Source organism: Pseudonocardia acidicola (genome assembly GCF_012911935.1).
GTDB classification, from domain to species: Bacteria; Actinomycetota; Actinomycetes; order Mycobacteriales; family Pseudonocardiaceae; genus Pseudonocardia; species Pseudonocardia acidicola.
This window is the reverse complement of sequence record NZ_JAAXLA010000001.1, coordinates 194,012-208,088: the sequence shown is the minus strand read 5'-3', so window position 1 is coordinate 208,088 and position 14,077 is coordinate 194,012. Positions and strand designations below refer to the sequence as shown.

Sequence of the window (14,077 nt, the reverse complement as noted above, 5' to 3'; positions counted from 1 at the left end):
CAGTCGACGAAATCGGGTTCTAGCTGGGCACCCCCACAAGGACTGACCGGTCTACCGGCTCGCACCACCCTGCCGCGGGCGAACTCGATCTCCTACTCGGTGGCCTTCGGATGCGACGGACTCGCCGCGACGACCCACACGACCCGTCGCTGCCCGTCCGGGCAATACCAGATCCGACCACCCGCGGTCACCTCGTACTGCCACTGCGGCAATGTCCGTCCACCGATCTGACGCTCGGCGAGCTGACCCCGCAGGCGGCCGAGCAGGCGGCGCGACCCGATCCCCACGCTTGGCAGGCATCGCTCAGGACCCAGTCGGCGCCGGCACCGGACCGAGATCATCCTCCAGCGGTCGCGACAACTCGGCCACGAGCGCGGGATCGGTGTGCACTGCCGCGGTCGCCTTCCACTCCACCAGGACCTGCGCCAACACCGACCACCGGCCCAACTCCGCCGACGCACCCACCGCCCGCACGAAGTCCGAGACGAACTGGAGCCACTCCGCAGCGGGCAGCAGGTCAGCTCACGGGAACTCCTCGACGAGGACCTCCGCCGCCGCCTCACCAGGCAGGTGGGCGAGCGCGTTGCGCAGCGCCCGCGCCGCGGCCACCGCGCCATCAGCTGCCGAGGTAGCGGAGTCCTCACGTACCAGCAGCAGCGAAACACCGTCCCGACGTCGCACGCGAACATCGCCCTGATCGGCCAGTGCCGCGACACCCTTTAGGGTCGCGCTGCAACTCGCTCCACTGCACCTCGGTCGTCACGCCCGCTCATTCGGAACTTTTTCAGAAGTCTTCGCAAGGCGGTCAGCGTCCACCCACGTTCACCCCGACCACGCCAGCCACCCCGATGTGCAGCGAGGGTGTCGTTTGATATTCGCGTGGTGCGAAACAGAGGCGCGTGGAGACAAACGGATTGAACATCCACAGAGGCCGCTGCGAGGTTTCCACAGGTCAGGACGTGGGCGCGGCAGGGTTCGAACCTGCGACCGCTCGGGTGTAAGCCGAGTGCTCTCCCGCTGAGCTACGCGCCCCGCGGCCGGACCCGCTCGCGCGGATCCGGCCAGGATGATCAGGCCGACAGCGCGGCCACAGCCTTCTTCCAGCCGTCCTGCTCGCGCGCCTCGCCGGGGCCGTTGACCTCGGCGAACTTCACGATGCCGTCCTTGTCGACCAGGAAGGTGCCACGCAGCGCGAAGCCCTTCTCTGCGTTGAAGACCCCGTACTGCTCGGCCACCTGGCCGTGCGGCCAGAAGTCGGCCAGCAGCGGGAACTCGTAGCTCTGCGCGTCCGACCAGGCCTTCAGGGTGAACGGGTGGTCCACCGACACGGCCAGGATCTGCACGTCGTCGTTCTGGAAGCTCGAGAGGTCGTCACGCACCGCGCAGAGCTCGCCGGTGCAGATGCCGGAGAACGCGAACGGGTAGAACACGACCAGTACGGCGCGGTCGCCCCGGAAGGACGACAGCGTCACCTCCTGGTTGTTCTGGTCCTTGAGCGTGAAGTCGGGGGCTTCGGTTCCCACCTGGGGCGCCATGAGCAGCTCTCTCCTCGGCATACGGACTCCTCCGCCGGACTCGGACAGTCGGCGGCAACAGCGACGAGCCTAGGCCACCGGCACCGGCACCCCCACAGGTCGGTGTCACACAGGTTGTTCTCAGGATCGAGGGGGACCCTCTGCCCCGTGCGCTCGACCCCACCGACCCGATGATCGCGGCACTCGCCACCACCGCGCCGCCGCCGCTCACCCTGCTGCGCGCGTTCACGTCCTGGACGCCGAACCCCGGCGTGCTCGTCGCGGTGATCGCGGCGGGCGGGGGCTACCTGGCTGGGCTGCGCCGCCGCGGCGGGGCCTGGCCGCGGGCCCGCACGACGGCGTTCCTGGCCGGCGGCCTGGGCTCGATCCTGCTGGTCACTGTGACGTTCGTCGGCGTTTACGCGGACACGCTGTTCTGGACCCGCGCGCTGCAGAACATCGTGCTGCTCATGGTGGCTCCGATGTTCCTCGCCATGGGTGCCCCGGTCACCCTGCTGCGCGACCTCCTGCCGCCGGGACCGCGCGCCCGCCTCGGCGCGATCCGGCGCAGCCGGATCGCGTACCTCGCCACCTTCCCGGTGGTCGTCACCGTGGTGCTGATCGCACCGCTGTTCGTGGTGTACCTGACCCCGCTCTACGAGCAGTCACTGCGCAACGGCGTGGCGGCGGCGCTGGTCGGGCTGGGCCTGCTCGGCTGCGGGTTCGTGTACTTCTGGACCCGGCTGCGGATCGACCCGACGCCCCGCACCGACGCCTACCTCGTCACCGTCGGGATCACGCTGCTCGAGGTGGTCTCCGACGGCGCGCTGGGGTTGACCTTGTGGCTGGGCCCGCTGATCGCGCCGGACTACTACGTCGAACTGGCCCGTACCTGGGGTCCGAGCCTGCGGGTGGACCAGGTGATCGGCGCCGGGGTGCTGTGGATCGGCGGCGACCTGGCCGGCCTGCCGTTCCTCGGCGCGATCATGCTGCGGATGTTGCGCGAGGACGAGCGGGAGGCCGCCCGGGTCGACGCCGAACTCGACGCCGCGGAAGCGGCGCACGCCACCGCGATGCCGGCCGCGACGGCCGCGCCCCCGGCCGGCCCGGGCGAGCAGGCAGACCAGGACGCGCCGGCGGAACCGGCGGAGCAACCCCGCCCCCGACTGTGGTGGGAGGACCACCCCGAGCTGTCGGAACGATTCCGCCGGCGTCCCTGATGACCTCGGCTCAGCGCTTGGACTTGCCCTGCTTCGGCGCGACCAGCCGGGCCCCGGCCCACTCATCGGTCACGCTCACGTTCGAGGTCTGCGAGAGGCCCGCGGTCGGCGCGGCCTCCGCGATCTCGCTGGGCTCGAGGTGACCGGGGCGGCCGGTCTTGGGTGTCAGCACCCACACCACCCCGTTGTCCGCGAGCGGCCCACGGGCGTCCACGAGGGCGTCGACCAGGTCGCCGTCCCCCTCCCGGAACCACAACAACACGACATCGATGACGTCGACGGCATCCTCGTCGAGCAGCTCGTCCCCGCAGCGTTCCTCGACGGCGTCACGCACCGCCTCGTCGACGTCGGAGTCCCAACCGAGTTCCTGGACGACCATGCCCGGCTCGATGCCGAGCTTGCCCGCGATGTCGGACGACCGTCCGGCATCATCCGCGGCGACCACGCGTGTACCCCTTTTCGCTCTGTGTGTTCCGCGAGCTGGCTGGCCCGCGGCCTGTTCGGATGCGGAATCCGAACATGGCGACGCAGCACTGCGCAACCGCCGTTTCGAGATCACGCGACGAGGGGCACGATAGGGGCACACCCAGACAGTCCGAACACGACCACACGATCAGCCACGCAGGGAGATCCCCTTGACCGGGCCCACCAGCAACATCTCCGCCGCGCGGACGGGAGACGCCCCGCCGCGCCGCGTACACGTCATCCGGGACGGCCTCGCCGCGCACCTTCCGGACATCGACCCGGAAGAGACCGCCGAGTGGCTGGACTCCTTCGATGCGGTCCTCGACGCTGCCGGACAGCAGCGCGCCCGTTACCTGATGCTCCGGATGCTCCAGCGCGCCCGTGAGCGCCACGTCGGGGTGCCGTCCCTGACCAGCACGGATTACGTGAACACCATCCCCACCGACCGGGAGCCGTGGTTCCCCGGTGACGAGGAAGCCGAGCGCGCCTACCGCCGATGGATCCGGTGGAACGCCGCGATGACCGTGCACCGGGCGCAGCGCCCCGGCATCGGAGTCGGTGGGCACATCTCGAGCTACGCGTCGTCGGCGACGCTCTACGAGGTCGGGTTCAACCACTTCTTCCGCGGCAAGGACCACCCCGGCGGCGGCGACCAGGTCTACATCCAGGGGCACGCCTCCCCCGGCATCTACGCCCGCGCCTACCTGGAGGGCCGGCTGACCGAGGACCGCCTCGACGGGTTCCGCCAGGAGCTCAGCCACGGTGGTCCCGGTCACGGGCTGCCGTCCTACCCGCACCCGCGGCTGATGCCCGACTTCTGGGAGTTCCCCACGGTCTCGATGGGGCTCGGCCCGATGAACGCGATCATGCAGGCCCGGTTCAACCGGTACCTGGGTGCACGCGGCTTCTCCGACACGTCCGACCAGCACGTCTGGGCGTTCCTGGGCGACGGCGAGATGGACGAGCCGGAGTCCCGCGGGCTCATCCACGTCGCGGCCACCGAGGGCCTGGACAACCTGACCTTCGTCGTCAACTGCAACCTCCAGCGCCTCGACGGCCCGGTCCGCGGCAACGGGAAGATCATCCAGGAGCTGGAGGCGTTCTTCCGGGGCGCCGGCTGGAACGTGATCAAGGTGATCTGGGGCCGGGAGTGGGACGCCCTGCTGCACGCCGACCGCGACGGCGCCCTGATCAACCTCATGAACACCACGCCGGATGGTGACTACCAGACCTACAAGGCCAACGACGGGGCTTTCGTCCGCGAGCACTTCTTCGGCCGTGACCCGCGGACCAAGGAGCTGGTCAAGCCGCTGACCGACGACCAGATCTGGGGCCTCAAGCGCGGCGGGCACGACTACCGCAAGGTCTACGCCGCCTACGCCGCCGCGCTGGAGCACCACGGCCAGCCGACGGTGATCCTGGCCAAGACCATCAAGGGCTACGGCCTGGGATCGCACTTCGCCGGGCGCAACGCCACCCACCAGATGAAGAAGCTCTCGCTGGACGACCTCAAGCAGTTCCGCGACGAGCAGCGCATCCCGATCTCCGACGCCGACCTCGAGCGCGACCCGTACCTGCCTCCGTACTACCACCCCGGCGAGGACGCGCCCGAGATCCAGTACATGCTCGAGCGCCGCCGCGCGCTGGGCGGCCCCGTGCCGCAGCGCCGCGTCCGCTCCAAGCCGCTGGTGCTGCCCGGGGACAAGGTCTACGACGTGGTCCGCCGCGGCTCGGGCAAGCAGGAGGTCGCCACCACGATGGCCTTCGTCCGGCTGCTGCGCGAACTGGTCAAGGACCCGGAGATCGGCGGCCGGTTCGTGCCGATCATCCCGGACGAGGCGCGCACGTTCGGGATGGACTCCATGTTCCCGACGCAGAAGATCTACAACCCGCACGGGCAGCAGTACACGTCCGTGGACGCGTCGCTGATGCTGGCCTACAAGGAATCCGAGCAGGGCCAGTTGCTGCACGAGGGCATCAACGAGGCCGGTTCGGTGGGCTCGTTCACCGCGGCGGGCACGTCCTACGCCACGCACGGCGAGCCGATGATCCCGGTCTACGTCTTCTACTCGATGTTCGGCTTCCAGCGCACCGGCGACTCGATCTGGGCCGCGGCCGACCAGATGGCCCGCGGGTTCCTCGTCGGCGCCACCGCGGGGCGGACCACGCTGACCGGTGAGGGCCTGCAGCACAACGACGGGCACTCGCTGCTGCTCGCCAACACCAACCCGGCGGTGGTCGCCTACGACCCGGCGTTCTCCTTCGAGGTGGCGCACATCGTCCGCGACGGGTTGCGCCGGATGTACGGCGAGTCGGGCCCGGACGGAACCGGCGAGAACGTCATGTACTACCTGACCGTCTACAACGAGCCGTACGTGCAGCCGGCCGAGCCCGAGGACCTCGACGTCGACGGCCTGCTCAAGGGGCTCTACCGGTACCTGGGCACCTCCCGCGAGGAGGGCCCGCAGGTCCGGTTGCTCGCCTCCGGCGTCGCGCTGCCGTGGGCGCTGCAGGCCCGGGACATGCTCGCCGAGCAGTGGGGCGTGGGCGCCGAGGTGTGGTCGGTGACGTCGTGGGGGGAGCTGCGCCGCGACGGCGTCGAGGCCGAGCACCACAATCTCGTGCACCCCGACGAAGCTCCCCGCACGCCCTTCGTCACCAAGGCGCTCAGCGGGTCGGAGGCGCCCGTCGTCGCGGTGTCGGACTGGATGCGGGCCGTGCCCGACCTGGTCCGACAGTGGGTGCCGGCGCCGCTCGCGACGCTGGGAACCGACGGGTTCGGGCTCTCGGACACCCGGCCCGCGGTGCGGCGGCACTTCGCCGTCGACGCCGAGGCGATCACGGTGGCCGCACTGAGCACGCTCGCCGCCCGCGGGGAGGTCCACCGGGCGGTCGTCACGGAGGCGGCGGCCACGTACCGGCTCGACGACCCGCAGGCGGCCGGGCCGCAGACGAGCGACTCCGGGAACGCCTGAGGACGCCTGCCCCGGGGCCCGCGGGCCCCGGGGCGGCCCCGTCGTGATCACCGTCCGCCACCGGTCCCGAGGCGTCAACGTGCAATAACTCACCGTGACTACCCTCCCGCTTCGCGGTAGATCCACAGGTGAATGGCTCTCGGCAGGAGGCGAATCACACGGTACGCTCCGCCCGACGCCGACCTCGCGTGATCGCGAACGGTGTCCCGACCCGGGCGCGGACCGTAGCGGCCAGGCGGCGCGATGCCGGGGGCGAGTGCCTCGGCACCAGGTACGAGGAGAGCAAGAATGGCAGAGGGCACCGTCAAGTGGTTCAACAGCGAGAAGGGCTACGGCTTCCTCGCTCCCGACGGTGGCGGAGCGGATGTGTTCGTCCACTACTCCGCGATCCAGACCAACGGTTACAAGAGCCTCGATGAGGGTCAGCGCGTCTCGTTCGACATCGAGCAGGGCCAGAAGGGCCCGCAGGCCACCAAGGTCACGCCCCTCGGCTGATCTGGCGCGTCAGGAGAACGCATCCCGCTCGTCCCCGCCCACCCGGCCGCCTCCGGCGGAACAACGGCAGGTGGTGACGAGTCGTCCGGGATCCCGGGTGGCCGCCCTCGCGGCCGCTACCCGGGTTCCACGGACGGTGGTTCAGCCTGCTCACGCGATGGTCGCGTGCATCTCCCAGACGAGCACCTCGGCGCCCTCGGCCCCTGCGGTGACCCGCTGGCCCTCGCCGACCGTGACCCGCGCGGCGTCACCGGTGTGCAGCACACCGGCGCCTTCCAGCTCGACGTCACCGCGGGCGACGAACAGGTGCACCAGCGGCGCGTTCGGCAGCGCCGTCGCATTCCCGGGGCGCAGTCGCGCGGCGTAGAGAGCCGCGTTCTCCTGCCGGATGGAGATGGCGCGGTCACCCGTGTGCTTCGGCATGCCCGAGGCGACGACGGCCAGCTCACCGGAGTCCAGCGTGCCGCCGATGTCGAGCTGTTCGTAGCCCGGCGTGATCTGCTCGGTGTCCGGGACGACCCACATCTGCACGAAGTGCACGTCGTCGTCGTGCCTCGGTGCGGCCCCGTCGAGCCGCCATGAGTCGTTCTTCTCCGAGTGCAGGATCCCCGAGCCCGCGCTCATCCGCTGCGCCAGCCCCGGGTAGATCAGTCCGGAGTGGCCGGTCGAGTCCTGGTGCACCAGCGAGCCCTCCAGCACCCAGGTGACGATCTCCATGTCGCGGTGCGGGTGGGTCTCGAACCCGGCGCCGGCCTTCACCCGGTCGTCGTTGCTGACCATCAGCAGGCCGAAGTGGGTGTTGGCGGGGTCGTAGTGGTGGCCGAAGGAGAAGCTGTGCCGCGAGTCCAGCCACTCGATCTCGGTGTGCGGCCGGTCGTTCGCCCGCCGGACGTCGATCGACGGGGTGAGCGTGCGGCGGCGTTCCTGCGTCATCGGGTGGCCTTTCGTCCGTGGGCCGCGTTCATTGTCTTCGCAACCACATCGGGCGACCGGATGTTCCCGCCCGTCCCGGCGCGCGTGCCATGCTGCCGGACGTGACCCCAGCAGAGGTCCGCGCGCCCGCGGCCGGCCCGGGCCAGGTCCGCCCGGTGTCGCCGGCGACGTTGCGCCGCCTCGAGCTGGCCGCCGGCGGACTGGCCAGCGCGTGCCTGGCCGCGATGGAGGAACGCCAGCCCTGGTTCGACCGGCTCTCGGCCGACCAGCGCGCCGGAGTGCTGCTGGTGACCCAGACCGGGGTCAGCAACTTCGTCGCCTGGCTGGCCGAGCCCGCGGAGACGATCCGGCTCACCGCCGAGGCGTTCCGCATCGCCCCGCGCGATCTGGCGCGCCGGCTCAGCCTGCGCCAGACCGTGGAGCTGGTCCGCATCGCCACCGACGTCTTCGAGCAGCGGCTGCCGCCGCTGGCCGCCGACGAGGCCGAACACCGGGTGCTCGCCGAGGCGGTGCTGCGGTTCGGCCGCGAGATCGCCTTCGCCGCCGCCACGGTCTACGCCGGCGCTGCCGAGGCCCGCGGCGCGTGGGACGCCCGGCTGGAGGCCCTGGTGGTCGACGGGGTGGTGCGCGGCGACGCCGACGACGCCCTGGTCTCCCGGGCCGCCGCCCTGGGCTGGGATCCGGCCGCCGCGGTGCGGGTGCTGGTGGGCAGCCCGCCGGTGGACAACCCGCCCGAGCAACTGGGCGAGCTGCGCCGGCACGCCGTCCGGATCGGCCGCTCGGTGCTCGTCGGGGTACAGGGCAGCCGGCTGGTGGTGCTGCTGTCGGAGCAACGCCCGGACCGCACCCGCACCGATCCGCCCGCCGACCACGATCCACACCCGATCGGACGGCTCGTCGACGACTTCGGGCCCGGACCGGTCGTCGTCGGCCCGGTGACCGCGAACCTGGCCTCGGCGCACGCGAGCGCGCGCGACGCGCTCGCCGGGCTGCGGGCCGCCCCCGGCTGGCCCGAGGCACCGCGCCCGGTCGCCGCGGAGGACCTGCTGCCCGAGCGGGCGATGTCGGGCGACCCGGAGGCACACCGGCAGCTCGTGGAGGGTGTCGTTGCGCCGCTCGCCGCCGCCGGCGGCGAGCTGCTGCGGACGCTCGCGGCCTATCTGGAGGGCGGCAGCGCGCTGGAGGCGTGTGCGCGCGCCCTGTTCGTGCACCCCAACACCGTGCGGTACCGACTGCGGCGCGTGAGCGAACTCACCGGCCGCACGCCGACCGATCCGCGCGACGCGCTCGTGCTGCGGACGGCGCTCATGGCCGGCCGGCTCGCCGCTGCAGCCCGCCCCGACACACCCGCCGAAACGCTCTGAGCTGCGGCGAAGCCTCGTCGATACCTGCTCGACCCTACAAAGACATCCCGCCATCGCCTGCTCGGAGCGCAGCCCGGCCCCAGGTTCTTGTGGGAAACCTCCAAAGGCACATGGCCGAGTTCGTGCGTGGCGGTATCCCACTTCGCGCCCGCGGCAGTGTTTGCTCCCCGATGTGATCGCGTTGCTCGCGCCCGGGCAGGGTTCGCAGACCCCGGGCATGCTCTCCCCCTGGTTGGACGATCCCGCCGCTGAGCGCATGCTCGACGCCTGGTCCGACGCCACCGGACTGGATCTGCGACGGCTCGGGACCACCGCCGACGCCGACGAGATCAAGGACACCGCGGTGACTCAGCCGCTGGTCGTCGCCACCGCGCTGCTGGCCGCGCGGCGGCTCGCTGCCAAGATCGAACTGCCGGCGTCGGCGCCGACCGCGGGGCACTCCGTCGGGGAGCTCGCCGCGGCCGCCGTCGCCGGGGTCCTCTCCGCCGACGCCGCCGTCGCCCTCGCCGCGGTCCGCGGCCGCGAGATGGCCGCCGCCTGCGCGCTGGAACCCACCGGAATGAGTGCGGTGCTCGGCGGCAAGCCCGAGGAGGTCGTCGCACGGCTGGCCGAGCTGGGGCTCGACCCGGCCAACCGCAACGGCGCCGGGCAGATCGTGGCCGCCGGTCCGACCGGGGCGCTCGCCGCACTGGCCGAGAACCCGCCGGAGCGGGCCCGGGTGATCGGGCTGCCGGTGGCGGGGGCGTTCCACACCCGGTTCATGGCGCCGGCCGAGGAAGCGCTGCGCACGCACGCCGCGTCGGTGGATCCGGCCGACCCCGGGCGGCCCCTGCTCTCGAACGCCGAGGGTGCGGTCGTCACGACCGGCGCCGATGCGCTCGGCCGGCTGGTGGCACAGGTGACCCGCCCGGTCCGGTGGGACAAGTGCATGGCGACGTTGCGCGAACTGGGGGTGACCGCGGTGATCGAGCTGCCGCCGGCCGGCACGCTGGTGGGGCTGGTCAAGCGCGAGCTGAAGGGTACCGCGACACTGGCCCTCAAGACCCCCGATGAGCTCGACGCCGCCGTCGAGCTCATCGCCGAACACGCCGGCCGATCGGAGGACCAGCGATGAGTGGCGGCTTCCGTCTCCCCCCGAGCGCCCCCGGCGCCCGCATTCTCGGCATCGGCAGCTTCCAGCCGGAGAAGGTCGTCACCAACGACGACCTGGCCCAGCGCGTCGACACCAACGACCAGTGGATCCGCGAGCGGGTCGGAATCGCCGAGCGCCGCATCGCCGAGCCCGGCCTGAGCCTGGTCGACATGGCGTCCGAGGCCGGGGCCCGGGCGCTCAAGGACGCCGGACTCACCGGGTCCGACGTGGACACCGTCATCGTCGCGACCTGCACGATGCCCAACTCGATCCCCAACGCCGCCGCGCAGACCGCCGAGCGGGTCGGCATCACCGCGCCGGGCGCGTTCGACCTCAACGCCGCGTGCGCCGGGTTCTGCTACGCCCTCGGCACCGCCTCCGACCTGATCCGGGCCGGCTCGGCACAGAACGTGCTGGTCATCGGAGCCGAGAAGCTGTCGGACTGGATCGACTGGGACGACCGCTCGACCTGCATCATCTTCGCCGACGGCGCGGGCGCCGCCGTGGTCGGCGCCGCTGCGGGCGAGGAGCAGGTCGGCATCGGCCCGGTCGCCTGGGGCAGCGCCGGAGATCTCGCATCCGCCATCGAGATCCGGAGCGAGACGAACAAGCTCTACCAGGAGGGTCAGGCGGTCTTCCGCTGGGCCACCACGAAGATCGCCCCGGTGGCGCTGCGCGCGGTCGAGCTCGCCGGCCTCACTCCGGCCGACATCGACGTGCTCGTCCCGCACCAGGCCAACCTGCGCATCGTCGAGGCGGTCGCCAAGCGGCTACGGGCCAAGGGCGCGCGCGAGGACATGCGGGTGGCCGACGACATCGTGCACTCCGGTAACACGTCCTCGGCCTCGATCCCGCTCGCACTGGATCACATGCGCGCCGAGGGCCGGGTGCGCACCGGCGAGAACGTCCTACTCGTAGGCTTCGGCGCAGGCCTGTCCTACGCGGGACAGGTCGTCGTCTGTCCCTGACCGAGACCTGAGATTTCCCACCAGAAGGAGAACACCGTGGCTGACAACACCGAGATCCTCAGCGGCCTCGCCGAGATCGTCGAGGAGGTCGCCGGCATCGACACGGCCGACGTGACCACCGAGAAGTCGTTCGTCGACGACCTGGACATCGACTCGCTGTCCATGGTCGAGATCGCTGTGCAGGCCGAGGATCGGTTCGGTGTGAAGATCCCCGACGACCAGCTCGCCGAGCTCAAGACGGTGGGCGACGCGGTGGACTACATCGCGAAGAACCAGTGACGGCACCTGACGTCGTCGTCACCGGGTACGGCGCGACGACCCCGCTGGGCGGGGACGCCGCGTCGACCTGGGACGCCCTGCTCGCCGGGAAGTCCGGGATCGGCCTGACCCAGGGCGACTGGGTGGCCAAGCACGACCTGCCGGTCAAGATCTCCGCGCAGCTCGCCGTCGACCCGTCCGAGGTGCTGCCGCGCGTGCAGGCCCGCCGGATGGACCGCTGCGAGCAGGTCGCGGTGATCGCCGCCCGGGAGGCCTGGCAGCACGCCGGTGCCCCCGAGGTCGAGCCGGAGCGGCTCGCGGTGGTCATCGGCACCGGGATCGGCGGCGCCGTCACGCTGCTCAACCAGGACGACCTGCTGGAGAACGACGGCCTGCGCAAGGTCTCCCCGCTGACCGTCCCGATGCTCATGCCCAACGGCCCGGCCGCGATGGTCAGCCTCGAGCTCGGGGCGCGCGGCGGGGTGCACGCTCCGGCGTCGGCCTGCGCATCCGGAGCCGAGGCGCTGGCCTGGGCCTGGCGGCTGCTGCGCGCCGGTGAGGTCGACGTGGTGGTGGCCGGTGGCGCAGAGGCGTGCATCACCGGGATCACCGTGGCCGGCTTCGTGCAGGCCCGGACGCTGAGCCAGCGCAACGACGAGCCGGAGAAGGCCTCGCGGCCCTTCGACGTCGCCCGCGACGGCTTCGTGCTCGGGGAGGGCTCCGGGATCATGGTGCTCGAGCGCGCCGAGTTCGCCGCCGCCCGCGGGGCGACGGTGCACGGCAAGCTCGCCGGCATCGGCATCACCTCGGACGCCTACCACATCACCGGCCCGGACCCGGAGGGCTCGGGGCAGGCACGTGCCATCTCGGCCGCGGTCCGCACAGCCGGACTCGAGCCGTCCGACGTGGGGCACGTGAACTGCCACGCCACCTCGACGGTGGCCGGCGACGTGGGCGAGACGGTGGCGGTCCGCAAGGCCCTCGGCGACCACCCGGTGCTGACCGCACCGAAGTCGGCGCTGGGTCACCTGGTCGGTGCCGCGGGTGCGGTCGAGGGGATCATCGCCATGCTCTCGGTCCGCGACGGGGTCATCCCGGCGTCGCTGAACATCGACGAGCTCGATCCCGGCGTCCAGCTCGACGTCGTCACCGGGGAGCCGCGCAAGGTCGACCTGACCGCCGCGGTGAACGACTCGTTCGGCTTCGGCGGGCACAACGTCGCCCTGGCCTTCACCAAGGCCTGATCCGCGAGGTCCGGGCCACCTGCGAGAAGAACACCTTCCAGTCACCAGGAGTTCGGATGACCGCCCTGGCCGCCCATCCCGATCCCGTCGTCGCTCAGGAGCGGCCGCGCGACCCGCGTGATCCGCTGGCCCGGCTCGAGGCCCTGTTCGACGACGGCACCCTCACCCCGATGCGGCCGCAGGACTCCTCCGGGGTGCTCGCCGCGCACGGCCGCATAGACGGGGCGAAGGTGGTCGCGTTCTGCACGGACGCGACGGTCATGGGCGGCGCGATGGGGTCGGACGGCTGCCGGCACATCGTCGGGGCGATCGAGACGGCGGTCCGGCTGCGGGTCCCGGTGATCGGGCTGTGGCACTCCGGTGGGGCCCGGCTGGCCGAGGGCGTCGAGGCGCTCGACGCGGTCGGGCAGGTGTTCGCGGCGATGGTGCGGGCCTCGGGTCGGGTCCCGCAGTTGTCGGTGGTGCTCGGGGCGGCCGCCGGCGGCGCGGCGTACGGCCCGGCACTCACCGATGTGGTGATCATGGCGCCGGACGGCCGGGTGTTCGTGACCGGGCCGGACGTGGTGCGCAGCGTGACCGGCGAGCAGATCGACCAGGAGTCGCTGGGCGGTCCGTCGGCACACGGCAAGCGCTCGGGCGTGGTGCACGTGGTGGCCGAGTCCGAAGCCGATGCGCTGGCCCACGCCCGCCGGCTCACCGGGATCTTCGCCCGGCCGGGGATGTTCGACACCCGCGCGGTCGCCACCCCGGTCGACCTGCGCGCGATGCTGCCCGAGCGCAAGCAGCGTGCGTACGACGTGCGCCCCCTGGTGCGCGGGGTCCTCGACGACGATCCCGACGCCCCCGGGGGTACGGCCTTCACCGAACTGCAGCCCAAGTGGGCACCCAACATCGTGATCGGCTTCGGGCGCCTGGGGGGTCGCTCGATCGGCGTGATCGCGAACAACCCGCTCCGGCTCGGCGGCTGCCTGGACTCGCCGTCGGCGGAGAAGGCGTCCCGGTTCGTGCGGCTCTGCGACGCGTTCGGCGTCCCACTGCTGGTCCTGGTCGACGTCCCGGGCTACCTGCCCGGTGTCGGCCAGGAGTGGGACGGCGTGGTGCGCCGCGGGGCGAAGCTGCTGCACGCGTTCGCCGAGGCCGTGGTGCCGCGGGTGACGCTGGTGACCCGCAAGGCGTTCGGCGGGGCCTACATCGCGATGAACTCGCGCGCGCTCGGCGCCACGGCGGTGTTCGCCTGGCCGGACGCCGAGGTCGCCGTGATGGGTGCGAAGGCCGCGGTCGGCATCCTGCACCGGCGCGCGCTGGCCGCGGCGCCCGAGGAGGAACGCGACGCACTGCACACCCGGCTCGCCGAGGAGCACGAGCGACTCGCCGGTGGGGTGAACCGGGCGCTGGCGATCGGGGTCGTCGACGAGGTGATCGATCCGGCGCAGACCCGGCTGCGGCTGCTCGAGGCGCTCGCCGCCGCCCCGGCGGGGCGTGGCGCTCACGGGAACATTCCGCTGTAGC

General features: G+C 71.9%; 13 protein-coding genes and 1 tRNA gene. 9 read left to right on the top strand and 5 right to left on the bottom strand.

Annotated features, from left to right (window positions below):
- Window positions 1-522: 522 nt before the first annotated feature.
- The 3 genes from HF526_RS00960 to HF526_RS00950 all read right to left on the bottom strand — a co-directional run bounded on the left by HF526_RS00960 (window position 523) and on the right by HF526_RS00950 (window position 1,535).
- Window positions 523-681 carry a hypothetical protein gene (locus HF526_RS00960; RefSeq protein ID WP_169379260.1) on the bottom strand — a complete coding sequence of 53 codons (159 nt, stop codon included), beginning with the start codon at window positions 679-681 and terminating at the stop codon, window positions 523-525.
- Window positions 682-960: 279 nt separating this feature from the next.
- Window positions 961-1,032, bottom strand: a tRNA-Val gene (locus HF526_RS00955).
- A gap of 38 nt (window positions 1,033-1,070) precedes the next feature.
- A complete protein-coding gene (locus HF526_RS00950) occupies window positions 1,071-1,535 on the bottom strand; it encodes a peroxiredoxin (RefSeq protein WP_169379297.1) in 465 nt (154 codons plus the stop codon).
- A gap of 170 nt (window positions 1,536-1,705) precedes the next feature.
- On the opposite strand from HF526_RS00950, the gene HF526_RS00945 reads away from it, so the two are divergent.
- Window positions 1,706-2,734 (top strand): cytochrome c oxidase assembly protein, encoded by a 1,029-nt coding sequence (locus HF526_RS00945; protein WP_169379259.1) that lies wholly within the window; start codon window positions 1,706-1,708, stop codon window positions 2,732-2,734.
- A 10-nt stretch (window positions 2,735-2,744) separates the two neighbouring features.
- On the opposite strand, the gene HF526_RS00940 is transcribed toward HF526_RS00945, so the two are convergent.
- Window positions 2,745-3,179, bottom strand: coding sequence for a DUF3052 family protein (locus HF526_RS00940; RefSeq protein ID WP_169379258.1), 435 nt, complete (start codon window positions 3,177-3,179; stop codon window positions 2,745-2,747).
- 190 nt (window positions 3,180-3,369) lie between these two features.
- Between HF526_RS00940 and aceE the strand changes: the two genes are divergently transcribed.
- Together aceE and HF526_RS00930 are read left to right on the top strand one after the other, a co-directional pair.
- On the top strand, window positions 3,370-6,174 hold the full coding sequence (gene aceE / locus HF526_RS00935) for a pyruvate dehydrogenase (acetyl-transferring), homodimeric type (RefSeq protein WP_169379257.1): 2,805 nt from the start codon (window positions 3,370-3,372) through the stop codon (window positions 6,172-6,174).
- A gap of 288 nt (window positions 6,175-6,462) precedes the next feature.
- On the top strand, window positions 6,463-6,669 hold the full coding sequence (locus tag HF526_RS00930) for a cold-shock protein (protein WP_075941971.1): 207 nt from the start codon (window positions 6,463-6,465) through the stop codon (window positions 6,667-6,669).
- Window positions 6,670-6,819: 150 nt separating this feature from the next.
- Here the strand turns inward: HF526_RS00930 and HF526_RS00925 are convergent, their stop codons facing one another.
- Window positions 6,820-7,602 (bottom strand): pirin family protein, encoded by a 783-nt coding sequence (locus HF526_RS00925; RefSeq protein WP_169379256.1) that lies wholly within the window; start codon window positions 7,600-7,602, stop codon window positions 6,820-6,822.
- 101 nt (window positions 7,603-7,703) lie between these two features.
- Here HF526_RS00925 and HF526_RS00920 point away from each other — a divergent pair, with 101 nt between their 5' ends.
- The 6 genes from HF526_RS00920 to HF526_RS00895 all read left to right on the top strand — a co-directional run bounded on the left by HF526_RS00920 (window position 7,704) and on the right by HF526_RS00895 (window position 14,076).
- On the top strand, window positions 7,704-8,966 hold the full coding sequence (locus tag HF526_RS00920) for a PucR family transcriptional regulator (RefSeq protein WP_338051203.1): 1,263 nt from the start codon (window positions 7,704-7,706) through the stop codon (window positions 8,964-8,966).
- A gap of 172 nt (window positions 8,967-9,138) precedes the next feature.
- The gene (locus HF526_RS00915; RefSeq protein ID WP_169379254.1) at window positions 9,139-10,080 is read left to right on the top strand and encodes an acyltransferase domain-containing protein; all 942 of its coding nucleotides are present in this window, start codon (window positions 9,139-9,141) and stop codon (window positions 10,078-10,080) included.
- The gene (locus tag HF526_RS00910; protein WP_169379253.1) at window positions 10,077-11,066 is read left to right on the top strand and encodes a beta-ketoacyl-ACP synthase III; all 990 of its coding nucleotides are present in this window, start codon (window positions 10,077-10,079) and stop codon (window positions 11,064-11,066) included. Before HF526_RS00915 ends, HF526_RS00910 begins: the two co-directional genes overlap by 4 nt.
- Window positions 11,067-11,102: 36 nt before the next feature.
- Window positions 11,103-11,345, top strand: a complete 243-nt coding sequence (locus HF526_RS00905) for an acyl carrier protein (RefSeq protein WP_169379252.1) — start codon at window positions 11,103-11,105, stop codon at window positions 11,343-11,345.
- Window positions 11,342-12,568 carry a beta-ketoacyl-ACP synthase II gene (locus tag HF526_RS00900; RefSeq protein ID WP_169379251.1) on the top strand — a complete coding sequence of 409 codons (1,227 nt, stop codon included), beginning with the start codon at window positions 11,342-11,344 and terminating at the stop codon, window positions 12,566-12,568. The genes HF526_RS00905 and HF526_RS00900 overlap by 4 nt, the downstream gene beginning before the upstream one ends.
- A 56-nt stretch (window positions 12,569-12,624) precedes the next feature.
- Window positions 12,625-14,076: an acyl-CoA carboxylase subunit beta gene (locus HF526_RS00895; RefSeq protein WP_169379250.1), complete on the top strand. Its 1,452-nt coding sequence runs from the start codon at window positions 12,625-12,627 to the stop codon at window positions 14,074-14,076.
- Window position 14,077 lies beyond the last annotated feature (1 nt).